This window comes from Pseudomonadota bacterium (genome assembly GCA_039033415.1).
Taxonomy (GTDB): domain Bacteria; phylum Pseudomonadota; class Gammaproteobacteria; order Xanthomonadales; family SZUA-38; genus JANQOZ01.
In genome coordinates this window covers 169,164-193,409 of sequence record JBCCCR010000002.1, presented here as the reverse complement: position 1 = coordinate 193,409, position 24,246 = coordinate 169,164, and the positions used below count along the sequence as shown (strand labels likewise).

At 60.9% G+C, this 24,246-nt stretch carries 22 protein-coding genes; 11 read left to right on the top strand and 11 right to left on the bottom strand.

The features are described from left to right. Position 1: 1 nt before the first annotated feature. The 3 genes from AAF358_02420 to AAF358_02410 all read left to right on the top strand — a co-directional run bounded on the left by AAF358_02420 (position 2) and on the right by AAF358_02410 (position 3,049). On the top strand, positions 2–988 hold the full coding sequence (locus tag AAF358_02420; protein MEM7704374.1) for a 4Fe-4S dicluster domain-containing protein: 987 nt from the start codon (positions 2–4) through the stop codon (positions 986–988). A gap of 31 nt (positions 989–1,019) precedes the next feature. Then, the gene (locus tag AAF358_02415) at positions 1,020–2,060 is read left to right on the top strand and encodes a hypothetical protein (GenBank protein MEM7704373.1); all 1,041 of its coding nucleotides are present in this window, start codon (positions 1,020–1,022) and stop codon (positions 2,058–2,060) included. A 65-nt stretch (positions 2,061–2,125) separates the two neighbouring features. Next, entirely contained in the window at positions 2,126–3,049 is a 924-nt protein-coding gene (locus AAF358_02410; protein MEM7704372.1) for an SDR family NAD(P)-dependent oxidoreductase, read from the top strand. Positions 3,050–3,209: 160 nt separating this feature from the next. Here AAF358_02410 and AAF358_02405 read toward each other — a convergent pair whose 3' ends face one another. Beyond that, complete coding sequence (locus tag AAF358_02405; GenBank protein ID MEM7704371.1) at positions 3,210–3,632, bottom strand: DoxX family protein; 423 nt, start codon at positions 3,630–3,632, stop codon at positions 3,210–3,212. 35 nt (positions 3,633–3,667) lie between these two features. Next, positions 3,668–4,297, bottom strand: coding sequence for an NAD(P)H-dependent oxidoreductase (locus AAF358_02400; GenBank protein MEM7704370.1), 630 nt, complete (start codon positions 4,295–4,297; stop codon positions 3,668–3,670). A 110-nt stretch (positions 4,298–4,407) separates the two neighbouring features. On the opposite strand from AAF358_02400, the gene AAF358_02395 reads away from it, so the two are divergent. The 3 genes from AAF358_02395 to AAF358_02385 all read left to right on the top strand — a co-directional run bounded on the left by AAF358_02395 (position 4,408) and on the right by AAF358_02385 (position 7,355). Next, on the top strand, positions 4,408–5,328 hold the full coding sequence (locus tag AAF358_02395; GenBank protein MEM7704369.1) for a LysR family transcriptional regulator: 921 nt from the start codon (positions 4,408–4,410) through the stop codon (positions 5,326–5,328). Between the two features lie 91 nt (positions 5,329–5,419). Then, a complete protein-coding gene (locus tag AAF358_02390) occupies positions 5,420–6,424 on the top strand; it encodes a glutathione S-transferase family protein (GenBank protein MEM7704368.1) in 1,005 nt (334 codons plus the stop codon). Beyond that, positions 6,366–7,355 (top strand): DNA-3-methyladenine glycosylase 2 family protein, encoded by a 990-nt coding sequence (locus tag AAF358_02385; GenBank protein MEM7704367.1) that lies wholly within the window; start codon positions 6,366–6,368, stop codon positions 7,353–7,355. Before AAF358_02390 ends, AAF358_02385 begins: the two co-directional genes overlap by 59 nt. A 28-nt stretch (positions 7,356–7,383) precedes the next feature. Here the strand turns inward: AAF358_02385 and AAF358_02380 are convergent, their stop codons facing one another. Then, a complete protein-coding gene (locus AAF358_02380; protein MEM7704366.1) occupies positions 7,384–8,238 on the bottom strand; it encodes an SDR family oxidoreductase in 855 nt (284 codons plus the stop codon). 88 nt (positions 8,239–8,326) lie between these two features. On the opposite strand from AAF358_02380, the gene AAF358_02375 reads away from it, so the two are divergent. The 3 genes from AAF358_02375 to AAF358_02365 all read left to right on the top strand — a co-directional run bounded on the left by AAF358_02375 (position 8,327) and on the right by AAF358_02365 (position 10,804). Beyond that, positions 8,327–9,556 (top strand): FAD-dependent monooxygenase, encoded by a 1,230-nt coding sequence (locus tag AAF358_02375; protein MEM7704365.1) that lies wholly within the window; start codon positions 8,327–8,329, stop codon positions 9,554–9,556. 121 nt (positions 9,557–9,677) lie between these two features. After that, a complete protein-coding gene (locus tag AAF358_02370) occupies positions 9,678–10,262 on the top strand; it encodes an NAD(P)H-dependent oxidoreductase (GenBank protein ID MEM7704364.1) in 585 nt (194 codons plus the stop codon). An 8-nt stretch (positions 10,263–10,270) separates the two neighbouring features. Then, the gene (locus AAF358_02365; GenBank protein MEM7704363.1) at positions 10,271–10,804 is read left to right on the top strand and encodes a redoxin domain-containing protein; all 534 of its coding nucleotides are present in this window, start codon (positions 10,271–10,273) and stop codon (positions 10,802–10,804) included. Positions 10,805–10,816: 12 nt separating this feature from the next. Here the strand turns inward: AAF358_02365 and AAF358_02360 are convergent, their stop codons facing one another. The 7 genes from AAF358_02360 to AAF358_02330 all read right to left on the bottom strand — a co-directional run bounded on the left by AAF358_02360 (position 10,817) and on the right by AAF358_02330 (position 20,866). Next, entirely contained in the window at positions 10,817–11,917 is a 1,101-nt protein-coding gene (locus AAF358_02360; protein ID MEM7704362.1) for a cyclase family protein, read from the bottom strand. A 124-nt stretch (positions 11,918–12,041) separates the two neighbouring features. Next, complete coding sequence (locus AAF358_02355; GenBank protein ID MEM7704361.1) at positions 12,042–13,463, bottom strand: hypothetical protein; 1,422 nt, start codon at positions 13,461–13,463, stop codon at positions 12,042–12,044. Between the two features lie 195 nt (positions 13,464–13,658). Then, complete coding sequence (locus tag AAF358_02350; protein ID MEM7704360.1) at positions 13,659–14,330, bottom strand: FHA domain-containing protein; 672 nt, start codon at positions 14,328–14,330, stop codon at positions 13,659–13,661. Between the two features lie 314 nt (positions 14,331–14,644). After that, the gene (locus AAF358_02345) at positions 14,645–15,322 is read right to left on the bottom strand and encodes a hypothetical protein (GenBank protein MEM7704359.1); all 678 of its coding nucleotides are present in this window, start codon (positions 15,320–15,322) and stop codon (positions 14,645–14,647) included. Between the two features lie 51 nt (positions 15,323–15,373). After that, positions 15,374–16,207, bottom strand: a complete 834-nt coding sequence (locus AAF358_02340) for an HDOD domain-containing protein (GenBank protein MEM7704358.1) — start codon at positions 16,205–16,207, stop codon at positions 15,374–15,376. Continuing rightward, positions 16,207–19,956, bottom strand: coding sequence for an EAL domain-containing protein (locus AAF358_02335; protein ID MEM7704357.1), 3,750 nt, complete (start codon positions 19,954–19,956; stop codon positions 16,207–16,209). The genes AAF358_02340 and AAF358_02335 overlap by 1 nt, the downstream gene beginning before the upstream one ends. Before the next feature lie 190 nt (positions 19,957–20,146). Beyond that, positions 20,147–20,866 (bottom strand): SDR family oxidoreductase, encoded by a 720-nt coding sequence (locus tag AAF358_02330; protein MEM7704356.1) that lies wholly within the window; start codon positions 20,864–20,866, stop codon positions 20,147–20,149. Positions 20,867–20,944: 78 nt separating this feature from the next. Between AAF358_02330 and AAF358_02325 the strand changes: the two genes are divergently transcribed. Further along, entirely contained in the window at positions 20,945–22,033 is a 1,089-nt protein-coding gene (locus AAF358_02325) for a PQQ-dependent sugar dehydrogenase (GenBank protein ID MEM7704355.1), read from the top strand. Positions 22,034–22,036: 3 nt separating this feature from the next. Beyond that, positions 22,037–22,489, top strand: coding sequence for a hypothetical protein (locus tag AAF358_02320; GenBank protein MEM7704354.1), 453 nt, complete (start codon positions 22,037–22,039; stop codon positions 22,487–22,489). A gap of 6 nt (positions 22,490–22,495) precedes the next feature. On the opposite strand, the gene AAF358_02315 is transcribed toward AAF358_02320, so the two are convergent. Continuing rightward, positions 22,496–24,166 (bottom strand): ATP-binding protein, encoded by a 1,671-nt coding sequence (locus AAF358_02315; protein ID MEM7704353.1) that lies wholly within the window; start codon positions 24,164–24,166, stop codon positions 22,496–22,498. Between the last annotated feature and the right edge of the window lie 80 nt (positions 24,167–24,246).

Sequence of the window (24,246 nt, the reverse complement as noted above, 5' to 3'; positions counted from 1 at the left end):
GATGAAAAAGCGCCAGCCTCATGTCCCCATGGCACGGTTCGTGGAGGCGATGCCGGAAACCTCCGGCAACGCCGTGAACGGGCTTGGCGAGACGGAGGTCCGCCAGGCGTCGCCGTTCTTCTGGCATCCACCCAAACGCCAAACGCACGCCGCGCTGCAGAAAGATGTGATCGATTACCTGCAGTCGTGCCCTGAGGTGGCGGAGGTGTTTTCCCCCAAGCCGCCCGGCGGACGCGGTCCCGCGACGGTCGAACAGGCAACCGAAGTGGAGTCGGGAAGCGCAGAGGACTGGTCCGAGCGGGTAAAAGCGTTCGCTCTGACTAACGAGGCGGATCTCGTCGGTATCGCCAGGATGGATCCCGCGTTTGTGTTCGATGGTTATGAGATCACCGAACCGTGGGTGATTGTCGTGGGTGTCGGCATGGACTACGAGGAGCTGGCGCAGACGCCGGCTACCTTTGAAAACCCCGTTGGCGCGGTTGTCGTCGGTAAGGAATACAACCGCGCGTCGCGTGCCTGTAAAAAGCTGGCGAACTTTATCCTCGAGGCCGGCTACCCGGCCAAGGCCTGGCCCGGCCCCTATGCTTCAGCGCTAAATATGATCCCCGCCGCGCTGGCCGCCGGACTTGGCGAGCTCGGCAAACATGGCTCGATCATCAACCGGACGCTTGGTTCCCGTTTCCGCTTGTCAGCCGTCACTACCACGATGCCACTGTTGTCCGACGAGCCGGACGAGTTTGGCATCGACGACTACTGCACCCGCTGCAATGCCTGCACACGCGCCTGTCCTCCGGACGCGATCTTTGAGGAAAAGCAGACGGTTCGGGGCGTCGACAAATGGTATGTCGATTTCGATAAATGTATCCCGTATTTCGGCGAAACCTTCGGCTGCGGTATCTGCATCGTGCACTGCCCGTGGTCCCGCCCCGGCATCGCCGACAATATTCTTCGAAAGCTCGCGAGGTCGGCAGCCAGAGACGACGATTGAGTTCTGGTCTCTCCGTGTTAGGATTTTTTCCATGTCGTCACGTCTGGAATTTCTCCGAATCGGTGGTTTGGTCGCGCTCGTGGCCATTACGGGTTTGTCGCTGGCCGGTCAGTCGCGCCAGCGGTGGTTTCTGAGCGTTGAAGATCGCAGGACGTTTAAGTTTGACTCGGACCGGCAATATCAGCTGAGCGGCCCTACCAGTTTGCGACTCACTTCTGAGAAGGCGAAGCCTAACGAGGCGGGATTGGTTTTTACGCGGAAGGGCGCAGCCGACTATCGCGGTAAGCGGATTCGTCTTTCTGGTTACCTGCGATCTGAGGGGTTGCAGCAACCATCAGTCATGTACGCGCAGGTTTTATCTCAGAGCGGAAGGGTTTCGCAGTCGGTGTACGGCTGGTCTGAACAAGCGATGGATTTGTCGATCGACGGCTGGCAGCAGCTGTCGCTGATCCTGGACGTCCCAGTTCCGTCCCGATCAATCCGCTACGGTTTCCAGCAGGTTGGACCCGGCACAACCTGGGGGGACAAATTCGAAATCGAAATCGTCCCGGACGATACGCCGCTGGCGGGCTACAACGAGATTCATCGCAAGGTCGTTAATCCAGACTTTCATGACGATGAACCCACCGGGCTGCCGCTGGGCTGGGAAACACGCGCTTCAGAAGGCTGTCCCGAGTTTTTGGTTGACCATACGCCGGCAACCGAGGTCGACAAGACCAACGAGCTCCGTGGCAAGGTGGACATGAGTTGGCGTTGCGATGATGGAAACACCGCGTTTTTCTTTCAGAACCTGTCGTCCCACCGATATCTCGGGAAGCCCGCCAGCGTAGTCGTTCGGGCGCGGTTTGAGGGAACCCCGACGATCCAGGTTGTATTGGAAAGCGCCACCACTAAAGGGTTGCTGTCCGCCGAGCCGGCGACGTGGGAGGGCGACATGGAAAGACAGATTTGTGTTGATCAGTATGTGCCGCGTACCGCTAGAACCCTCCGCTATGGGATCGGAGTCTCTGGCCATGGCAGTGCAACGTTCCACTCGATCACCTTCCAGAGCCAGCAGTGTGACGATCGGTAGCCTGCGGTATCCGATGTGGCGGTAGCAAAGTAATCTATGGCGGCGATAGATACAGGATGCAGACTATGGATCGACGAACCATGCTGGGCGGTGTGGCTACCGCAGTTGCCGGCGGCGTAGCGCCATCGGCGCTGGCTCAGCCGCTCAATCCGACACCGGGGTCGCCGGGCAAAGCCGGGCAACAGAATTCGCACTCTCCGGGGAAGAAGAAAATACAGGTCGAGGGTCAGACGATTTTGGTCACGGGGTCCAATCGAGGAATCGGCCTTGGCTTCGTCAAAGTGTTGCTTGAGCGTGGTGCCAGACGGGTTTACGCCACCGCCCGCAAAGCGTCTAACCTGCCGGATGTGGTTGCGCTGGACCCGGATCGCGTGGTCGGCCTGGAGCTGGACGTCAACAACGAAACACAGCGACTGGAATCAGCCATGGCCGCCTCTGACGTCACGTGGCTGATCAACAACGCCGGCACGCCGGGCAGTTTTACCAGGGAGGAGCGACGCATCGCTTCCGCTTCGTCACTGGATGACGCCAAGTTTGTCATGCAGACAAACTGCTGGTCGCCGGCGGAGATCGCTCGACTGTTCATACCCATCATTTTGAAAAACGGCGGCGGAGCTATCACCAACATACTTTCTGTTGGGGCCTGGTTTTGCTTGCCGGAATACACGAGCTACAGCATGTCAAAATCGGCGGCGGCTATCGCTACCGCCGGTCTGCGTGCGGAGCTGGACCGGGAACCCGTCATGGTCGCCGGTGTGTTCACCGGCGGCGTGCAGACTCGGATGTCTGCAGCCGGTATGAATGGCGGGGCTTCACCGGAAGCGCATGCCAGAGAGGTGCTCGACGCCATGGCTGAGGGTCATACGGATGTGTTTGCTGGTGCGGGCTCAGCCGCCATGAAGTCAAGAATCCTCGAAGACCCGGTGGCCTTCGAGCGTGGGGTGATCGAACGCTTCCACACCAACCCTCTTGAGATTCCGCCGTACTAACCGCCAGCGGTTGTGCGCCAAGTCGGCAGGTCAGTGGCTGGCTCTTTAGGTCGTGGAAACCCGGTATAGCTTGTACAGTCGTTAGCCCGGCGAGCGGAGCTGGCCAGGCTAACGGGTCGAACTTGGTTTGCCGGCTTATTCCGGCGGCGGTCCTACGCGGTTAGGCCGCGTTCGGCTGCGCGTTTCCAGCGGAAAAGCTCGGCACCTTCAGCGCAAACCTGCCGGGGCCCAGCAGCGCTGAGGCGAGGCTTGCTGCGATCAGGAATGCCGGATACTCCCAGCCACCGTTGGGGTTGCTGAATACCCAGCCGGCACTCCAGTGGACGATGGTGGCGCCCAGCAAGACTGGCAGCAGCGCGAGATTGACCGCGCGAACGTAAACGCCGGCCAGCAGCAGGACACCTCCGCCGATCTCAGCAAACGTTACGACGTAGGCGAGCGCGCTGGGGAAGCCGACGGAATCGAAGAACTGAGCGGTGCCCGGCAGCGTAAAGACGAGCAGCTTGAGCAGCCCGTGGGCCAGAAACATGGCGCCGACGGCGACGCGAAGAATGGTGGCCGCGTATTGAGATTGGTTGTTCATAGTGATTTTTCCCTGGGTAATGACTAATTGTTGGTTTAAGCAGTCGCGCTGTTGAGGCTCGGCGAGGTGTGGATTCGTTGGGCGATGTCGCGTCGAGCCTCACTGATCGCGTCAGCGCCGCGGCTATTGAGCTGATCTGCGGCGATTACTTCGACATCCTGAATACCCAGGAAGGCGAGCGCGTGACGCAGATAGGGAGTGGCAAAATCGACGGCAGCGTCGACCGGTACGCCGCCGGAGGCGACGACGACATAGGCTTTCTTGCCCTTCAACAGTCCCACCGGACCGTTTTCGGTGTACCGGAACGTCAGCCGAGCTCTGGCGACTTGATCGATCCAAGCCTTGAGCGTTGCCGGCACGCCAAAGTTGTAGATCGGGGCACCGATCACAATCACGTCCGCCGCCGCTAGCTCCGCGACGAGTGCGTCAGATTCGGCGAGCCGATCACGCTGCGATTGGGTCCGATCTTCTGCGTTCGTAAAGTTAGCGGCGATCCAGCTTTCGTCCACAAAGCCGATGCCCTCATTGAGGTCTCGTCGCACAACTGAGGCGCCGCTGTAGCGATCCTCGAGTGCGCCAACCACGTCTGCGGTCAGCTGCCGGCTGACAGAGTCGCCGCGGCGGCCGCTTGCGCTGACTTCCAGAATGTTGAGTGAGTGGGTCATGGAGCATCTCCTGCAAAACAATTCCTAACGATTGAGCAATAGTTTGACTATTGATCTGAAAGGGATAAACATGAATCCAAGAACAATATTGTTCTCCAAATAGCAACAATATGAATCGATTCGACGATCTCGAAGCGTTTGTGGCGGTGGTGGAAGCCGGCAGCATCACGCAGGCAGCGGATCGCTTGGGCATCGCAAAGTCGGCCGTCAGTCGTCGGCTCACCGGACTCGAGCAACGTCTTGGCGCTGAGCTCATTCGCCGGACTACGCGGCGGCTGAATCTCACGGACACCGGGCAGGGGTTTTACGATCAGGCCGCCCGCATCCTGGCCGACCTGGACGAAGCGGAATCGGCAGTGGCGCAGTCCCAGGGTGAGCTGCGTGGCCGACTCAAGGTAGCACTGCCGCTATCGTTCGGTTTGAGGCACATGGCTGAACCCATTGGTGAGTTCGCGCGCATGCATCCAAAGGTGAGCTTCGACCTCGATCTGAATGACAGGCGCGTCGATCTGCTCGAGGAAGGGGCAGACCTGGCCCTGCGGATCAGCCATCTTGAAGATTCGACGATGATTGCGCGGCGCCTGTTTGACGCGCGGACCGTGATTGTGGCCTCGCCCAGCTACCTCGCGGAACGCGGCGTGCCAACCTCGCCTGAAGAACTGACTAGTCATCGGTGCCTCGTTTACAGCAACCTGGCGCACCCCAATCGCTGGAAGTGCCGGGACGCTGACGGTGTCCCGATCACCGTAGAGGTCAATCCCTGGATGGCGGCCTCCAGCGGAGACCTGATCTGCGCCCTGGCGGCGGAGGGGCGGGGTATTGCGATGCAGCCAACCTTCATTGCGGGCGCTGCCGTAGCGAGCGGCGAGCTGGTGCCCCTGCTGACGGAATACCAATGGCCGGCAACGCCGGCGTGGGCCGTCTACCCCCCGACTCGGCACCTATCTCATCGGGTTCGCGCGTTCATCGATTTTCTAGCCGAAACGTTTGCCCGTACACCCGTCTGGGATCGCCACTGCGGAAGCGCCTGATCCCGGCCTGCTGGACGCAAGCTAGCTTCCTACCCGGGCCGCCCGCCCGCATACTGTTGAGCCAGTTATGCAACACATATGGAGTGACGCGATGGGCCTTTTGGTGGACGGCGAATGGAAGGATCAGTGGTACGACACTGAATCAACCGGTGGTCGGTTCAAGCGCCAGGAGCAGGCTTTTCGAAGCTGGATCACGGCGGATGGATCGCCTGGGCCGTCCGGCGAGGGCGGCTATGCGGCGGCACCCGATCGCTACCACCTCTATGTGGGGCTCGCCTGCCCGTGGGCTCACCGCACGCTCATAATGCGAGCGCTCAAGGGGCTGGAGGACTTCTTGCCCTATTCCGTGGTTCATTGGCATATGGCCGATTCTGGCTGGACATTTGCTGAGGGAGAAGGTGTCGTGGCCGATCCCATCAACGGCGCCGAGTTTTTGCATCAGGTCTATACCGCCGCGGATTCTGACTTCACCGGTCGCGTCACGGTACCGATTCTATGGGACAAACAGACGGGCTCGATCGTTAGCAACGAGTCGTCGGAGATCATTCGCATCCTTAATACGGCCTTCGACGATCTCGGCGCAGCGGCGGGTGATTACTATCCGGAAGAGCATCGCAGCGAAATCGACCAGATTAACGAGCGGGTCTACGCGACGCTCAACAACGGCGTTTACAAATCCGGCTTTGCGACCACGCAGGAGGCCTACGAAGAGAACGTTTTCCCGCTTTTTGAGACGCTGGATTGGCTGGAAGAGCTGCTGGCAAATCGACGCTATCTGGTCGGCAGCCGTTTCACCGAGGCCGATATCCGGCTGTTCACCACGCTGATTCGTTTTGATCCCGTCTATGTTGGGCACTTCAAATGCAACCTGCGGCGCCTCATCGATTACCCGAACCTCTGGGCGTACACGCGCGAAATCTTCCAGCACCCAAAGATCCGCCCCACCGTCAATTTTGAGCACATCAAAAAGCACTACTACGTGAGTCATCCAAGCGTAAACCCAACCCGTATTGTGCCGGCCGGGCCGACGTTGGTTTATGACGAACCGCATAACCGAGAGCGACTGCCGGGGGAGCCGATCAGCTCGTCAGCGTGAACGGACGAAGCTGACCGCACTCGCGTTTACTATGGCGGCCATGGAGTTCAAGCTAAACACGCCGCCGAGCTACGATTTTTTTGAATCGACTCGGTTGCTGCGCACCGGTGGCGGCGACCCGACTCTGCGACGAGAAAACGACGGGCTTTGGCGCTGCGCTTGGGTTGAAGGTGAGGCGGTGACAGTCCGTGTTCGCGTGGCAGGCGAGGGAGGTCTGGCGGTTGAGGCCCACGGCGATGGGGCATCGGCGGCGCAGTCGGTGCTGCCGCTATGGCTGGGGTTTGCCGATACGGATGATGAGATGCCGCCGCACCGGCTGCTCGATCGCCTTCGCAAAGCGCACGCCGGACTTATGCTGGCCAACGCGGCAAACGTCTATGAATCGCTGCTGGTGACCACTCTGCAGCAGCGGGTCACGTGGAACGAAGCGGCTTTCGCCTGGCGACGCCTCTGCGAAGCACTCGGTGAACCGGCGCCAGGCCCTGCCGGGCTGACCCTTCCGCCAACCCCCAGAGCGCTGGGCCGAACCAGCGTCAGCCAGCTGATGCGTTTTGGTATGGCGAGAGCCCAGGCCAAAACATTGCTCGAAGTCGCTTTTGCCGCCAGCCGGCTCGAAAAGGCTCGAATCCTGCCAACGGACGAGGCGATGGCGCTCCTTCAATGTATTCCGGGGATAGGCCCCTGGACCGCCGCGTCTGCGCTCGGGATGCGACTGGGGCGACCCGATCCGATCATCCTCAAGGACTTGCATCTGCCCAATACGGTCTGCTGGGCTTTGGCGGGTGAGGCGCGCGGAACAGATGAACGGATGGTAGAGCTGCTTTCGCCATTTGCCGGCCAGGCGTTTCGCGTAGTACGCCTGCTGATGGCCGCCAGAATCGCCGCACCACGCCGCGGCCCACGAAGAGAAGTCGTATTTGGCTGGCGTTAGCCTTGGCTCATCGCCAAGGCCTCCACGCTCAGGTGAATACCGTCGTATGGTCAGCGGCAAAGCGTGCCAGGCTGATCGGGTCGCGGCCGAGCACCTGTTTGACGGTATCAGTTCTCTCGTCCAGCGAGCCATTCGCAATCTCGGCGAACAGCTCACATACGCCGTTGAGCTGCCAGGGTTCGTGCACAAAGCCTGACAGCACCTCGCGAAACGCTTCCGGCGATTGCGCCACATATTTGATCGGCTTGCCCAGCACGGTCGACATCACGTCCGCGACCTGCTCGAAGTGCATGAGTTCGGGGCCCGTGAGCCGCAGCGCCTGGTTTCGCCACTGGTCACTGGAGAGCACGGCGGCAGCCACGGCGCCGACGTCTCGCGTATCAACCGGAGCAGTCCGCGCCATACCCAACGGTAGTGCGAACACGCCGGCGCCGGTGATCGAACCGGCGTACATCAGCAGGTTTTGCATGAAGAAGTTGGGCTGTAGAAAGGTCCAGTCCACATCCAAAGAACGGATATGTTCTTCCGTTTCAAAGTGCTGTTTCGGAAATGCCGCAACTGACTCAGGCCCCGCTTCCATCGAAGAGACTTTGACGAGGTGCTTCACCCCTGCTTCGGCCGCCAGGCTGGCAAACTGTTTTTCCAGCGTTGGCTGGCTCGGATGATTGCCCATGACCAGCAGGGCCCCGGTGGTGCCCCGCAGCGCCTCGCGAAGCTCGTCCGGATTCTCCATAGCGCCGCGAACCACTTCCACCGCCGCGCCGTCAGCCGCAGTGAATTTGCCGGGATCTCGGACCAACACTCGATGGGCAGTTCCCTCCCGGGAGAGCGCGGCGCTGGCGGCACCGCCAACGCGTCCGGTTGCGCCGGTAATCAAAATCATTGGTTAAGCTCCCTAGAGGTTGCTGCGCTGCGATCGACGCCTTGCTGGTCGCTGCCGGAAAGCACCATAATCGTTTTGGCGATTATAGCTGCACAGCCCACTAGGAATCGGTGACGACGACTTTCCCTCACATAACCGCTGGGAGCAGGCGCTGAAAGCAAGCCACCCAAGAATTGCGATCATCGGTGCTGGCATCGGTGGGTTGACGGCGGCCGTTGCGTTGCGTCAGCGGGGATTCGACTGTTCGGTGTATGAACAGGCGGCGGAGCTCGGAGAAGTGGGTGCCGGCCTGACGATCAACGCTCGCGCCAGCCTAGTGCTCGAGGCCCTGGGTTTGGGGCCAGGGCTTGAGGCGCTAGAGCCGCCCACACCGAGCCTGGGTGCCTTGCACTTTGAGACCGGGAAGAGGCTGAGCTACGAACAACGCGATCTCGACGCCTATCGTGAGCGATACGGCTCGGTCACCCGGCATGTGCATCGCGCGGACTTACACCGGCTGCTGCTGGAGGCCTTGCCCGGGGACTGGTTGCGCCCAGCGCACGAGTTAACTGGCGTTGACGAAACGCCCGAGCGTGTGGTGCTCCAGTTTGCGAACGGCGAGGGCGCCGAGTATGACCTCCTGATGGCTTGCGATGGTCTGAAGTCCACCGTTCGCCAGCTGATGTTTAGCGCGGAACCTGCCCACTTCACCGGCTATGTGGCCTGGCGCGGTCTGGTGCCGAGTCGGGCTCTGCCGGATCTCACGTTCGATCCACACTTTGCCGCGTTTGCATCGCCCGACAAGCTCTTTGCCCGTTATCCGGTGCGTCACGGCTCGCTCATTAACTACGTCGCCATTGCCCGCAAACCCGATTTCACCACCGAAAGCTGGCATAGCAGCGCAGAGGTTTCTGAGGTGCTGGCGGAGTTCCACGGCTGGCACCAGGACGTGGTGGAAATCATCAGCGCCACGCCTTCTCAGCGGTGCATGCGTTGGGCCCTCTACACGCGACAGCCGCTGGACCGCTGGGTGACCCGCCGCATGGCGCTACTCGGCGATGCCGCACACCCGATGACGCCGTTCTACGGCATGGGCGCCAACCTAGCGATCGAAGATGGATACATCCTGGCAAGGTGTCTGGAAGCCTGCCCGGATGATTCGACCGAGGGCCTCGCCCGGTATGAGCGAGCCCGTTTGCCTCGCGGACAGCTGATGCAACGGATCAGCCTGGAACGGGCCGAACGCTACATGAGTGACGATCCGGCGGAGCGAAGTAAACCACCCGCGGCGGGGCTGGACCAGGTGATGGAGTACAACCCCATCACCGTCGAAATCTGAGCGCAACTGCTTCGACCGGAATCACCAAACCAATAGGTTACTAAAAGTATACTGGTTGAAATAGGTTCCTATGTTCCTCACCATTTTGATCTGATCAGTAACTTTAGAGGTCCCCTGCGTCATGCCTACGGCACTTATCATTAATGCCCACCATCCGAGTGACTTTTCCAGCGGCAGGCTCAACCGATCGCTGGCGGAGAAAGCCGGTAGCTTTCTCGAACAAAAGGGCTACGAGCTCCAGCACACCGACGTGCTCAAGGATTGGGACATCCCGACGGAACTGGAGAAACACCAGTGGGCTGACGTCGTTTTCCTGCAGTCACCGGTCAACTGGATGTGTATTCCGTGGCGTTTTAAGCAATATATGGATGACGTCTACAGTGCCGGTATGTCCGGGCAACTCTGCGACGGTGACGGTCGGTCTCGATCCGATGCTTCCAAGCAGTACGGTTCTGGCGGGACTCTGGCCGGCACGCGCTACATGATGTCCTTGACCCTCAACGCGCCCGCTGAAGCTTTTGATGATTCAGATCAATTTCTGTTTCAGGGCAAGAGCATCGATGATCTGTTTTTTCCGATGCACATGAATTTTCGCTTCTTCGACATGGAGCCGTTGCCCACCTTCGCTTGCTTTGACGTTTTGAAGAATCCGAACATCGAAAGCGACTTTGAGCGGTTTCACGAACACCTGTCGACCCACTTCTGAGGAATCCCATGAAAACCGAAAAACTTCACGCCGGCGCTGCGTTTCCAAGGCTTCGGGTGCAAAGCCCAGAGGGCGAGACGATCGACATCAGCAAACCGACCGGCAAAGCGGACTGGCAGATGGTGGTGGTCTATCGAGGTCGTCACTGCCCGCTTTGCACCAAATTTCTGAACAATCTGGCGGGTTTCCGTGAGCGTTTGCAGGTTATTGGCGTTGATGTGGCGGCGGTGTCAGCAGACAGCGCGGCGCAGCTTGAGGAGCATCAGTCTCGCCTCGACGTCAACTTCCCGCTGTTCCACGGACTGACGCTTGAGCAGATGCAGGAGCTCGGTCTCTATATTTCCATTCCACGCTCCGAACAGGAGACCGACCACAACTTTGCGGAGCCAGGTCTGTTCGTCATCAACGGAGACGGCGAGCTGCAGGTCGCGGACGAGTCGAATAACCCATTTGCAAGACCCGACCTTGAGACGCTCGTGTCAGGCCTCGAGTGGATCCGAAAGCCGGAGAATAACTACCCGATTCGCGGCACCTACAGCTAGTAGCCTTCTCCGCTAACCTCGTGACGCGCCGATTGCCACGGGGCGCACTGGAGAGCCTGAACCGCCCTGTGAGCGCAGCGGCAGGATCATGGTGCAGGACAGCCATACTTGGTCCTCGGCCAGCTCGTCCAGCTTCATGTTTTGAATCTGGTGGATACCCGACTGGGTCAGGTTGTAATGGTGGATGGCAAACGGCAGGCCAGGTGGCGTGCCTTCGGGCGGGCCGGCCTGGCCCGCCAGAGCACCTTCGTTCACCGGGTCGGTAAACGGATTGTCCAGCGCGACCAGCACCACCTTGCTGTCTTCGATGAGCTGGGCTGCGTCGTAAGAGATACCCGGGCCTTTGGTGTAATACTCGTCGGTATCCCAGATATCGCTCCATCCGGTATAGATATAAAGCACGTCTCCTGCCATCAAACCCCGCCATCCCAGGCCCTGGGCTTCGAGCATCGCCTGGATATCGTCAGCGGTAATCAGCTGCCCCGCTTTGAGGGCGTCGCCGCCGCCGAGGTGCGAGCGAGCGTCCAGCAGCACCGCACTGGTGACAATCGGCGGCACCTGCTCGATGCCGAGCTTAAGCAGCGGCGAGTCCGCTGTGGGCTTCACGTCCTGCTGGCTGTAACCGCTATAATAGCTGGCGCCGTCGGCGGGAAACGGTTCGCTGCCGTCCCAGGGCGTGTCGAGAAAAGCAAAGTGTCCCAGTGCGTCCATCTGGGTGCCCTGCGCGCCCGGCTCTCCGGTTGCGATCTGTTCGCCGTTGAATGCGTGTTTGGTCCCGGGAATACCGACGGTGGGTCGGAACTCATACTGCAGCGGAACGCCGAAGGGCGACTGCGTCATCTCATTGGATCGAACGTGAGACAGCTCGTAGGACTGAGCGCCCCCATCCGCCAGATAGTGTGCGCAACGCGACCAGGTGCCTGCGCCCAGCGTGTTGGCCATCCCCCGCTGATCCCCGTCTGGCCAGGGGCCGGCGGGCACCATGGACGCAGACTTCATCGTGATGGACTGCTCGCTGTCGACTGCAGTGTCGACAGCGGTGTCGCTGGCGCAGCCGCTCAGCGTTGTCAGCAGAGCGGTGCAGAAAAGCGAAAGGGCGGAGGATTTATTCATGGTATCTCCCAGTTTCAGTCTTTACGGCCGGTCCAGATGCGCCAGCATTCAAACAGCAGAAACCCCAGCATGATGGACGGGATACCCAGCAGCAGCCAGAAACTCGCTGTCGGCAGTCCAAGGATCATGTCGTGACCTCAAAATATTTGCTCACCGCCTTATCGTCCACCGGCGGGGTAAACATGGCAACTATCGCCATGAGCACGCCACCCACAGCCAGGCCGGCGACGCCCGGATGAAGGCCGCTCGTCCAGCTGGCACCCGTCAGCGTTCCGACAATCCAAACCACGCACGCGAGGGTGCCGCCCACGGATGACGCTAGGGCTGCCTGACGGCTGAGCTTTCTCGACGTAAGGCCAACCAGCAGAGGCAGGAAAAATGCCGAGCCCACCAACGCGATCGCAAACGAGACGATGCGTAGGATAAGCGCAATGTCCGGGATAGCCAGCACAAACGCGGTCGCGCCGACCACCACAATGGCCAGCCGCGAAATGAGCAGGTACTGACGCTCGTCGCGCTGCACCCCACGCGGCTCGTCCCAGCATCGGCGCACCAGGTCGTGAGCGATGGCGGAGCCCGACATCAGCAGCAGCGAATCGGTGGTCGACATGGCGGCGCTCGCGATACCGGTGAGCGCCACAGCGGCCAGCGCTGGGGTTAACAGCTGGCTGACGAGGGTGGGGAATGCCTGATCCGGCGACGCAATCTGATCCCAGACCAGCACGCGGGCTGCGGCGCCGAGGTAAAAATTGCCATAGAGCAGAAAGATCATCACCAGACCGATGGTGATCGGAATCGACAGTCGGGCGATCCGGTCGTCTCGCGCAGCAAACATCTTGGTGACCAGCTCGATGCGGGTGCTGTAGGCCACAAACCAGATCAGGTACCAGCTGATCATGTAGCTCACCGACCAGTCGACGCCCGTGGGAGACGTCCAGCCTGGCGCAACGGCTTCAACCTGGGTCAGTACGGACGTCCAGCCGCCCGCGGCTTTGAAGACAAAGGGCACCAGGATCAGGAGCCCGATCCACATAAAAAGAAACTGTGCGACGTTGGTCCAGACCACCGCCAGCAGACCCCCTAGGGCCACGTAACCCACAAAAATCAGCGTACCGATTACCAGGCAGACCATAAAATCCAGCCCGAGCAGCTGCTCGAGAATAAACGCCATGCCTCGCAGCTGAGCGATGAGGTAAACAATGCTCGATACCGCGACCACCAGCGCACTCCACGCGCGCAGGCTGCGGCTGTCGAACCGGTCGCCCATGTAGTCCGGGATGGTAAAGCCGCCGGAACGGCGCAGCTTCTTGGCGAACACGTAAAAGATGATTGCGGCGCCGCCGACAAAAGAGATGTAAGGCAAGATCGCAACGCCGCCAAATTGTCCGGCGAAGGCAACGCCGCTGAGGATAGCGCCGCCGTGCATGATGGCCGCCATGTTCGCCATGATCATAATTGGCAGGCCAAAGCGGCGCCCGGCCACCCAGAAATCGGCCCCCGATTCCTGATGACGCGATGCGACTAGCCCGATGATGATCACCACCACCAGGTAAAGGCCAAAGATTGTCAGGCCAAGCGCAGAGTTTTCCAGCGTGTGTTCCTCCCCTCGAGGACGCCGTAGGCGATTTGTTTTATAACTAAAGCAAATGCAGGGACGATGTTACGCTGCGCCAACCGCCGCCACAAGCGGTTCTCTGTGTCGGTCGTGTATAGAGCCGTCGCTGGCTCTACCACCAGGCGATCAGCTGGGCCGGATGCTGCTGTTTGCCGCCGGTGTTGAAAGCGTTTCTTCCAGAAACCGGATCTTGAGGGTAATGCTCGGACCTTCCTCGTGAAAGCGAACAGTCGAATGAGTCGGGAGTCGGGCCTTGGTCACGCGCTCACCGTTGACAAAGGTTCCGTTGGAGCTGCCCAGGTCGTTGATATACCAGCTGCCGCGCTCGGGAAAAATGATTGCATGGCGGCGGCTCACCAGGCGGTCGTTTAGGCGGATGTCGACGCCCGCGTCGCGCCCCACCACCAGCTCCGAGAAAAACTGGGCGTTGGTCCCATCGCCGTGTTCCTCGGTCCAGGCCGCCTCGATAAACCCCACCTCAGCTTTGTGCTCTCGCTCCCGTTCCCGGTTGCGCGCTGGCTCGCTGGGCGGCGTTTCCTGCGGTTGGTCCTTCACGTCCCGAACGATCCCGCGGGCCGTCAGGTCATAGCGCCAGGCCAGAAAAAATACGACGGGCGTCAGCCCAATGCCGGCGAAGACAAACGCGCGGACGGACCAGGGCGGAAAGCCGAAGGCGGGGAATAGATCAGCAAAGCCTTGGGCCAGGAGCCACAGCAAGACGAGATAGCTCCCAACCACCTTGATGACGCCTCGTCTTGTGAGCTCGGCGATCAGCCGATTGGGACCCTGCGCTTTCACCCGTACTTGCCGGTTTGGTAAACCCGCAATTATAGGGGAAGGCGAGTGGGCCGTGCGGAAAGTTCTGTGCCTTCAGTCCATCGCTGGGCTCGTCTGGCAAGGCGCTAGCCTTGCCAATGGCCGTAGCCCTTGGCAAGGCTCGCAACGCCGCCAGGCGTGCCCAGCGATGGACCCGAAGGGCGAGCTCGTCAGGCGCTATGCCGGCGTTGATCCGCCGCGGCCATAGCTATGGCTATGACCCCGACGAATCGCCTTGGCCTAACGCCTGACACGCTCGCTGAAGTGACAGAACTTTCCGCACGGCCCACTGTAACCTAGTGGGCCTGCCCAACCACGCGGCGGTAGAAGTGCTGGCACTCCTTCAGGGCACGATTCATCTGCTCCTGATTGGCCTGCACGGCGTGCGAGTACTTCAACATCGCGCTGCCGGTAAGAAGCTCAGCCAGCTGCTCGTCAGTGCCGCCTTCGCTGAGGTAGTGCTGCCGGAGAAACCCTGAGAGCAGCAGCACGGCAAATTCTCCGGCAGCGACAAAATACTTTTCCTCCGACGTCTCGGCGAGACCGGGGTGCAGCGTCAGGGAGCAGGTGCCATAGGCGGCGATCGCCTGAACGGTTGGATTGCCCAGGTCGGGCAGCGCGGGTTCGGTAAAGCGCGGCGTTTGGGCCAGGATCTGATCGATGCCCCAGGCATCGATTCGACCGGCCATACTGCGAATGGCCAGCACGGCGCCAGCCAGCTGGTCCGCGGGCTCACCTTCGAGCTCCAGCCCCGTACTCTGCAGCCGCGACAGCATCGCCTGCGCGGCATTTTTTTCGTTCTCCGGGGTCAGCCATTCAGCCGCAACGACCGGCTGCCAGAAAAGCGTCAGGATGCAGAGGGCGGCGATGAGCCATGGTCGGCGGTAAGACATCGATCTTTCGTTAGCACCGATCATCGGCGCCACTCGGTTTTGGGGAGCGCTCACCTTACCGACCTTTACGATGTGCTGCATGTGAGCGCCGATCGATCGTCCTTTTTGGCTGCCCGACGGCACCCCGACCGCTTAGTCTGCGCTTATGCCCTCTACCATCGCGGCGACGCGCTGACGGTAGCGCGCTGACGGCGCAATCGCCTCGGCCACGGACAGACGGTCATCCTGCTGGTCGGGCGCAACCGTTGGCTCGATGGGATCGGCGACCGCCATGCGGGCCACATCCAGGGCGTAATGCAGCATCGACGAAGATGTGGAAACGGGCTCAAAAGCCAGCACCGAGGCCTCCGGCAGCTTCCAGGCGCAGGCGACTGCATGAGTGAGCTCGCGGTGATCGACGCCAAAAGCCGCTCGCAGCAGCGGAGCCAAGGCCTTTTTAGCGTCGGGTTCCGCGTCCCGAAGGCTGAGAATGTCGCTGGTCATTTCCGGCTTCAGTGCCGCAAGCGCCAGCAGCCCGATGTTGTGGCAGAGGCCGGTCTGATACGCAAGATCTTTGTCAGCCTGCGTCGCTTTCTTCTCGTCGGCGACGATCCGGGCCGTGGCGTCGGCCATGAGCAGCGCATTCTCCCAAAACCGCCGCGTGTTGAAACCGTCACAGCTGGACGTATCCAGCACGTGACCGGCGGCCAGCGCCAGGGCAAGGGAGCGCACGTTGTCGACGCCCAGCACCCGGTTAACAACCTGCTCCAGGTTGCCGACCGGTTCACTCAGTCCAAAATAGGCAGAGTTGGCCAACGCCACCAGCCGGGCGGAGATGCCCGGATCTTTGCCCACCACTTCTGCCACCTGCTTGCCGGTCACGAACTCGTCGTTGAGGCGAGTCAGAATCTCGCTTGCCACCTCCGGGAGTGCGGGTAAATGGTTCAGGGTTTCAGCCAGGACGCTGGCGGGTGCATGCGCGTTCATCAGTTCACTCCAGCCTTCATGAGATCCGCGAGCGGACCTCCCGGCGGCATTTGTCTGGCGGGGAAACTCGGCGCCAGCAGTTCCGGTCTGTGGACCCCGTAGCCCTGTACATAGTCGGCGCCCAGAGATCGGATGACCTCCAGAATCTCGTCATCCTCGACAAATTCAGCAATCGCCTTAATGTTAAGGGTGTGGGCAATGTCGATAATGGATTTGACAAAAATCCGGTCAGTTTTGTCGCTGACAATGTCGCGCACAAACATCCCGTCGATCTTCAGGTAGTCCACCTTAAGCTTCTTGAGATACCCAAAAGACGACAGCCCGCTGCCAAAATCATCGAGGGCAAAAGCACAGCCCATTTCCTTGAGTGCCGAGATCAGGCGCGCGGCCTCGTTGACGCTCCGAATCACCGCGGTTTCGGTAATTTCAAAATTCACCATGCCTGGGGGCAGCGGCGAGTCTTTCATCAGGTTCAGCAGCTTCTGGCAAAACTTGGGATCACCGACGCTGGCGCCCGACAGGTTCACCCAGTAGTGGCGGCCGCCGGCATTGAAGGACTCGTGCAGAAACAGCGATTTGAGAAGGTTGGTGACCACCCATTCATCCAGCTTGATACTGAGTCCATACCGCTCTGCTGAGGGCAGAAAGGCCCCCGGCGGGATGAGTTTGCGGGTTTCCATATCGCGCATGCGAAGCAGCACTTCCATCCGCTCCGGCTCTTTGACTTTCGGGTCTACCGGCGCAATTTTCTGCCCGTAAAGGGCGAAGCGGTTGTGTTCCATGGCGTCATGAAGGCGCTGGACCCAGCGCATCTCGCCGCGCCGCTGCAGCGCCAGATCCTTGTCGCCCTGCACCAGGTGCACCTGGTTTCTTCCGGCTTCCTTGGCTGAATAACAGGCTGCGTCAGCCATCTGATGGAGCTCGTTGACGTCGCCGATATCTATGTCGATCGGCAGCCCACCGATACTGACGCCGATGCGGAACACTTCCGACTCCCAGGGAAACTGCAGCTCTTCCACGGCGGCCCGCACCTTCTCTGCCTCTTCCAGCGCCTCCTCGCGGGTGCAGTCCTGGATGATGAGGCCAAACTCGTCGCCACCGAGTCTCCCCATAATGTCACCGTCGCGCAGCTGACCGCTGACGAGGTCCGCAACCTGACACAGCAGCTGATCACCCGCCGCATGCCCGCAGGTATCGTTCACGACCTTAAATTGATCGAGATCCATACACATCAGGTAGCTGAATCGATCATCGCTCGCCGGCTTTGACCAGGCTTCCATCAGCTTCGACTCAAACGACCGACGGTTGATCAGCCCTGTCAGCTCGTCATAGTTGGCCTGGTACTCAAGGAGCTCGTTGGTTTGTTCCAAGCGAAGCCGCGCCTGTTCGATGGAACGGGTTCGCTCCGCCACTTCCTCTCTGAGTCGTTGGTTGATCCGGGCAATTTGTCGTGTCCAGAACCACACCACACCGTAAATCACGAGCAGCAGCACCAGCACGGCCGGGAGGATAAAGGCGGGTCTCTGCCAGAGCGGCGGCAGGATAGCGACGCGGTGCGAAGCTACGGGCCCCCAGGGGTTTCCAGCGATGCGCGCTCTCACCTGAAACTCGTAGGTGCCGTCGCTCAAACCAAGGTACTGCGCGATACCGCTTTCGTCGCCTGCCTGAAAGTCGGCGTCAAAGCCCGTGAGGCGATAGGAGAATTCCAGCTGATCCGGCTCCAGCAGAGAGACGGCCCGGAACGAGGCTACGATGCCACCGTCCTGCGGGCGCAGCGGGTCGACGGACCCTTTGAGCTCCCGACCCGAGCCTGTGCGAAAGGAGACGATCTCCGTCTTTGGCACAGCCACGTCTGAAAGCGGCAGCGACAGATCCATGCGTGTCACGCCTGACACCGTCCCTATCCACAGGCTGTCCTCGCTGGCGCGGTAAGTGGCATGAACATTGGGTTCGGTCGCGATAAAGCCATTGAGCGCGTGGTGCCGATACACCGCACCCGTGGTCAGATCAAACTGATAAAGCCCTTCGTCGCCGCCGACCAGCAGCGACCGTTCATCGATCGGCTCGATCAGGTAGACGTTTTGACTCGCCAGCGGAGTCCCCGCGCCAAGGTTCTCCAGCACCTCGTCACGATAGCGATAGATGCCTCCGCCTGCCGTGCTGATCCAGGCAGAGTCGTTGCCGGTCATGGCGATCTGGCCGATAAAAGGACTGTTGAGCTGACCGCGGTCGGCCAGTCGGCTTTGCGTGATACCGCGTTGCTTGTCGTAGCTCAGCGCTATAACGCCAACGCCGCTAACGCCCGCCCAAACGCCAGCGGCCCCGCTGGCGGTGATGGTATAGATCCCGGCATTTCTGGGCAGGTCGCTGCGAAGCAATTCGCCATTGGTTGGGTTCAGGCGCAGGACGCCATTACTGAACGTGGAGAGCCACAGCCCGCCATCGTCGGTGAGCGTAAGATCGAGGATCTCCAACGATTCGGTTCCTGACACGATGCTGGCCGTCATCCGATCGACGGCCACGCGAAACAGTCCTATTCCCCGCACGGCGACCCACAACGCGCCGGTGTCATCCAGCAGCAGATCCCTGACCGGGCCGTCCGGAATTTGGAGTCGGCCGTTCTGTATTTCGACCGAACCATTGCTCAGGGTCAGGAGCGAGTTGTCGGTGCCAAACCAAAAGCGGCCGTCGAGGTCTCGCTCAATGCTCCAAACCAATCGTCCGTCGCGGCTGTCGCCGAGGGGAAAATGGTCGAATCGGAAGCCAAGAAATCGGATCAATCCTTTGGAGCTGCCGAGCCACAGCGTGCCTTCCCGATCCCTGAACATGGTGAGAATGTCGCTGGTGGGCAGGGTGCGCTGCTGTCCGTCAGGCGCCACCAAACGGTCGCCAACAATCTGCCACAGCTCCCCCTCAGGTGTTGGCAGAAAGCGCTTAAACGCGACATTCAGCTGGCTTTGGGCATCCGTTGCCTCGGACAGGTTGAACGGTTTCCCGTCGACTCCTGCTGACCAGATCGCGCCGGTCTGGCTGCGCGCAAGCTGCGTACCCTGTACCTGAAGCCGGCGAAAGGTCGGGTTGGTTCCCACGTCCGCGGACCAGACCTGCGTCCCGCTTCGCAGAGCGAGCTGGCGTCGATCTCCCAGCAGCTGATCGATATTCTCGGGCAGCCCTTCCAGCTTGATCCAATCGGGTGCTTCTGTCGGGTCTGCGTCGGTTCCGGTTCCAGGAACGGTCACAATCCATAGCCCGTTCCCCTGGGTAGCAACCAGCAGCTGATCGCGCCACTCGTAGAGCCCTGCGACGGCCGATACGGGGCCTGGCGGCGGTGGAATCGTCAGGCGAACCGCGTCATCCGCCACCATGCTGACACCACCCTGGGCATCCCCGACCCAGACGCGGTTTCGGCCGTCGACAATCAGAGCCGTCAGGTGATTCTGACGCAAACCCTCAGCGATGGTAAAGCTGGTGAACCGGCTGCCGTCGAACCGGTTCAGACCCCGGAGTGTGCCCATCCACAGGTAACCGCTCTGATCCTGGGCCAGCACGCCAACTTCCGCCTGCGACATGCCGTCAGCGGTGGCGTAAACCCGGAAAGGCGGCAGCGGCGCCCCGTTTTCCTGGGCCTGGACTGCTCTCGGCACGCAAAGCACAAGGCACAGGGCTACAAACAGCAGCGACCAGTCGCGAGCCAGCGCCGGCGCGCGGCGCAACCTGCCGCCGGGCCGCAGCTCGGCCTCGCCGGCCAAAACGCCGTGATGGCTGCCGTATGTCAGGAAGTGCCTGATTGTCTGGTCCTGCTAATTGACGATAAGCATTTCCTTATCGGTCGAATGCGGGATGAGCTTTACCTGGGCGAGTTCCTCCATCGAACAGGCAAGTAGCGTTGCGACACCGACGAGCGAGCGCCGGCTTGGGCCGCTTCGGACAAGCGGGGCTTTACCAGGGCAGGGTCGCACCGTCGAAGGACAGGAACTGCCCACTGGCGTCGAGCGACATCTGGTCAATCTGCCCCATGATGCCGGCGACGGCGTCAGCCACCTCAACGTGGGCCGCATCGCCGCCCATATCGGTCTTGGCATAGCCTGGATGCAGTGGATTGACGATGATGTTGCGGTCTCTTAGCGCGACCGACAGGTTGCGGGCCGTCATGTTGGCCGCCGCCTTGGAGGCCGCATAGCCAAACATTTGCCCCATGGCGCTGGCGATCGAACCGACGATGCTGGTAATGATGACCACCTTTTTCTGCTGCGATGCCGCCACGTTATCGACCAGCGTTTCGATGAGCTTCATGGGTCCCATCACGTTGATGGTAAATGGCTTAATCCAGTCTTCCGGGAAGTCGGAATTGCCGAAAACCTGATCGGCAAAGCCGGTGGTTGCCGGTGGGTTTTTGCCGAAGATCCCGGCATTGTTGATCAGCAGGTCGATAGGACGCTGGCCGAGCTGCTGCCCCAGTGCCTCGATCGCCGCGTGATCGCTGACGTCGAGCGCCATCACCTCAATCTGCGGAAACCGGTCGGCCAGAGCGCGCAGCGCATCGGCTTTTGCCGGGTTTCGGCAGCAGGCGATTACCGGTCCATCCCCGCGCAGCGCAAACTGCTCGGCGAGCGCCAGGCCAAAGCCTCGGTTAGCGCCGGTTATCAGCACCGTTGTCATGTCGGGCGCTCCTCAATCATCGTAAAGCACGCTACGTTATCACGCGGGCTTTTGCCGTTCCTGCGCTAAACTCAAACCATGAAAGTTCTGGTCATGACCATGCTGCTGGTAATCGCTCCAGGCGTCCTGGCAGCAGAGTACGAACTCGAGACCGTGGCGGCTAACCTGACCTTTCCCTGGAGCCTTGCCTTTCTGCCGGACGGTGAGCTGCTGGTAACCGAACGACCGGGCACCCTGCGGCGGGTCAGCGTAGGCGGAAAGGTCAGCGAGCCGCTTGGCGGCGTGCCCCAGGTTTACGTGGCGGGCCAGGGTGGATTGTTCGACGTGTTGCTCGACCCGGAGTTTGCCGCCAATCAACGACTTTACCTTTCTTTTGCCGGGGGTGACCCTGAGCGCAACGCGACCACCGTCGTCAGCGCGCGACTCGTAGGCGATCGGCTGGAGCAGCTTGAAACCTTGCTGGAAGTCAGTCCGGTCAAAGATACCCCGGTGCACTACGGGGGACGGATGGCCTTCTTGGCTGATGGCTCGCTGCTGCTGACAACCGGCGACGGCTTTGACTATCGCGAAGCGGCTCAGGCGCTGGCCAGCGAGCTGGGCAAGGTGCTGCGGGTCAACCGGGACGGCACCGTACCGTCGGACAATCCATTCCCCAAGGCCCCCCGCGTCTTCAGCTTTGGCCATCGCAACCCGCAGGGATTGGCCGTTGCCTCCGACGGTACGGTTTACGTGCACGAGCACGGTCCGGCCGGTGGCGATGAGATCAATATCCTCGTGGCCGGCAACAACTACGGCTGGCCGGCGATTACGTATGGTCTGGATTACAGCGGCGCCCGGGTTTCTCCCTACACCGAGTGGGAGGGCATGGAGCAGCCCATCCTGCACTGGACGCCGTCGATTGCACCCTCCGGCATGACCGTTTATCAAGCGGACCTGTTCCCCGAGTGGCAGGGCGACCTGCTCGTCAGCGCACTGAAGGACAAGTGCGTGAGGCGTATTGAGGTCAGACAGGGGGCGGTGGTGGGTCAGGAGACGCTGTTCCGCGAGCTCGATGCTCGCATCAGAGACGTCAGAACAGGCCCCGAGGGTGCCGTGTATCTCTTGACCGACGAGCCTGCGGGGCGGGTGATTCGAGCGATGCCCGCAGCGGGCCGAGGGTCTGGCTAAGAGATGTTTTGGCGCTGGCTTCTGCGGCGTGCGGCCGCTTTTCTCGTGGCTGCGCTGGCGACCTACGTGCTGGCCACTGTCGCCGCGACGCAGTTTGCGCTGCAGCGCATCGTGGACCTTGGCCTGCCGGTGAGCCCACTGCAGCGCGCGACAACCACCGGTCAGGACCTGCTGGGCATGGCGCAGCTCTATTTGCCGATACTGGCTGTGGGTCTTGCCGTGGCGCTGCTCATGGCCGGTCTGCTGTCGCGCTGGTGGCGTGCCGGGCGCTATCTTCTGATGATCGCCGCCGGTTTTGGGTCGGTGCTGGCGGCCAACCTGATCATGAACTGGGCCTTTGACATTACGCCGATCGCCGCCGCGCGGAGCCTTGCGGGGCTGCTGACCCAAGGGGCGGCAGGGCTGGTGGGTGGGTGGCTGTTTGCCCGAATGACCACACCGCCCGCAGCCGAGTAACCCCCCTCAGCTTATGGCGATTCTGCTGCCTTCTCCCCCGTCGATGACCCGGCGCAGGCCGCTGGCAAGATCCTGGCGGCTGTAGGGTTTGTGCAGCAGGGGGATTGTCCGATCGCCGGGCTTGGGGCCCGCAAAGCCTGAGGTCATCAAGACCGCTATTTCGGGGTAGGTTTCTTTGACCCAATGGGCAAGCTGGTAGCCATCGCTGCTGCCCGGCATCACCCGATCGGTAAAGACCGCTGAGATCGTCGGATCCGTGGTGAGGATCTCCTGAGCTTCGCGCGCGTTGGCGGCAAGGGTTACACGGTAGCCCAACGATTCGAGCATCTGTTTGCATGCTTTCAGCAGCCCCGGTTCGTCGTCGACGGCCAGCACATGCTCATCACCGCCGGGTGCGGGTCCGGATACCGGATCCTCCGCCGGCTGGTAGGTGGGTGCCATGCTCGGGAGGCTGACCGCAACGCGAGTACCTGCTCCCGGCCTTGAATGCAGCGTCACGTCGCCGCCGGCACGCTCGGCAAACGTGTGGACCATTGCCAGGCCCAGACCGGACCCGTCGCCTACCGCTTTGGTGGTAAAGAAAGGCTGCAGGGCGTTGTTGAGCACCTCTTCGGACATGCCTCGGCCGTTATCGGAGACCTCGATCACCACCTTCCCGCCCCGCGAGGCGGAATCCTCCGAACGCAGTACGATTTCGATATCGCCGCCGTCCGGCAGCGCGTCCCGAGCGTTCATGCACAGGTTGAGGAGCACGCTATCGAACTGCGCTGGATCCACGACCGCAACAGCTCCCTCAGACCGGTCGGTGAGCCGAAGTTCGATACCGTCCTTGGCCACCGTTCGGCGGATGAGCGGTAGGCTTTCCTCGACCTGTTTGGCGATCGGTACAGGTCGCGGGTCCAGCCGTCGCTGCTGTGACAGCGCCTGTAGGTTTCGAACGAGGTCCGACCCGCTCATGGCGGCGCCCCGGATTTCCTGCACCAGCTGCTTGCCGGCCGCTTTATCATCCAGCAGCTCATCCAGCAGCTCCAGGTTGCCCACAATCACGGCGAGCAGATTGTTGAAGTCGTGAGCGACGCTGCCGGTCATCTTACCGATGAGATCAAACTGCTTTCGTTTGGCCAGCGCGTTGTGGTGCGCCTCGAGCCTGGCTCGGACGCCCATCGCCAGCATCGTGACCGCACACATGGCTAACGATGCCTTGTACAAGAAGTCGGTAACCGCATAGCCGGTCGGATAGGCAATGAGCGTTGGAATGTTCAGTCGATGTATCACCGTTATGGCAATCAATGCGCTCAGGGTAATCGACCCGTAAACGACGCCTGACTTACGACCTCGAATGACAACCGCAAGCGCCGGAATAAAAATGGCCCACATCAACCCGCCGAGATGCTGACCGCCGGTTGCCAGGCCCAGACCCAGCACACATGCCAGGCTGCAGGACAAAAGGAGATGTTCAGCAACACGCGTCCGTCCACCCCGGCGAACGTAAATCGGAGCAACCAAGCAGGCGATAGCCGGCGGAATAACAAACCAGAGGAGGCTGGGGTAGCCGTTGACGAAGGCCACAATCGAACCCCAAATGATGACCACAGCAACGGTGATCGAGCTGACCAGCAGGTAGCGAGCGCTCTCCTTATTGGTCAGTCGAAGGCTGTCGGACCTGACGCTATTCATTGGCGCTTTTCATCAGCGCTGACTCATGGACACAACTCTGACCCCAGAGGTTTTCTTGCCCCGACCTCGCCGCAATACGT

What these genes read in the sequence shown, in the direction of transcription:
- AAF358_02340 (MEM7704358.1), bottom strand. Translation starts at nt 16,207, where the DNA reads ATGAACGCGCATGCACCCGCCAGCGTCCTGGCTGAAACCCTGAACCAT.
- AAF358_02365 (MEM7704363.1), top strand. Translation starts at nt 10,271, where the DNA reads ATGAAAACCGAAAAACTTCACGCCGGCGCTGCGTTTCCAAGGCTTCGG.
- AAF358_02320 (MEM7704354.1), top strand. Translation starts at nt 22,037, where the DNA reads ATGTTTTGGCGCTGGCTTCTGCGGCGTGCGGCCGCTTTTCTCGTGGCT.
- AAF358_02405 (MEM7704371.1), bottom strand. Translation starts at nt 3,632, where the DNA reads ATGAACAACCAATCTCAATACGCGGCCACCATTCTTCGCGTCGCCGTC.
- AAF358_02380 (MEM7704366.1), bottom strand. Translation starts at nt 8,238, where the DNA reads ATGATTTTGATTACCGGCGCAACCGGACGCGTTGGCGGTGCCGCCAGC.
- AAF358_02420 (MEM7704374.1), top strand. Translation starts at nt 2, where the DNA reads ATGAAAAAGCGCCAGCCTCATGTCCCCATGGCACGGTTCGTGGAGGCG.
- AAF358_02345 (MEM7704359.1), bottom strand. Translation starts at nt 15,322, where the DNA reads ATGCAGCACATCGTAAAGGTCGGTAAGGTGAGCGCTCCCCAAAACCGA.
- AAF358_02410 (MEM7704372.1), top strand. Translation starts at nt 2,126, where the DNA reads ATGGATCGACGAACCATGCTGGGCGGTGTGGCTACCGCAGTTGCCGGC.
- AAF358_02325 (MEM7704355.1), top strand. Translation starts at nt 20,945, where the DNA reads ATGAAAGTTCTGGTCATGACCATGCTGCTGGTAATCGCTCCAGGCGTC.
- AAF358_02395 (MEM7704369.1), top strand. Translation starts at nt 4,408, where the DNA reads ATGAATCGATTCGACGATCTCGAAGCGTTTGTGGCGGTGGTGGAAGCC.
- AAF358_02360 (MEM7704362.1), bottom strand. Translation starts at nt 11,917, where the DNA reads ATGAATAAATCCTCCGCCCTTTCGCTTTTCTGCACCGCTCTGCTGACA.
- AAF358_02390 (MEM7704368.1), top strand. Translation starts at nt 5,420, where the DNA reads ATGGGCCTTTTGGTGGACGGCGAATGGAAGGATCAGTGGTACGACACT.
- AAF358_02415 (MEM7704373.1), top strand. Translation starts at nt 1,020, where the DNA reads ATGTCGTCACGTCTGGAATTTCTCCGAATCGGTGGTTTGGTCGCGCTC.
- AAF358_02315 (MEM7704353.1), bottom strand. Translation starts at nt 24,166, where the DNA reads ATGAATAGCGTCAGGTCCGACAGCCTTCGACTGACCAATAAGGAGAGC.
- AAF358_02400 (MEM7704370.1), bottom strand. Translation starts at nt 4,297, where the DNA reads ATGACCCACTCACTCAACATTCTGGAAGTCAGCGCAAGCGGCCGCCGC.
- AAF358_02370 (MEM7704364.1), top strand. Translation starts at nt 9,678, where the DNA reads ATGCCTACGGCACTTATCATTAATGCCCACCATCCGAGTGACTTTTCC.
- AAF358_02330 (MEM7704356.1), bottom strand. Translation starts at nt 20,866, where the DNA reads ATGACAACGGTGCTGATAACCGGCGCTAACCGAGGCTTTGGCCTGGCG.
- AAF358_02385 (MEM7704367.1), top strand. Translation starts at nt 6,366, where the DNA reads ATGACGAACCGCATAACCGAGAGCGACTGCCGGGGGAGCCGATCAGCT.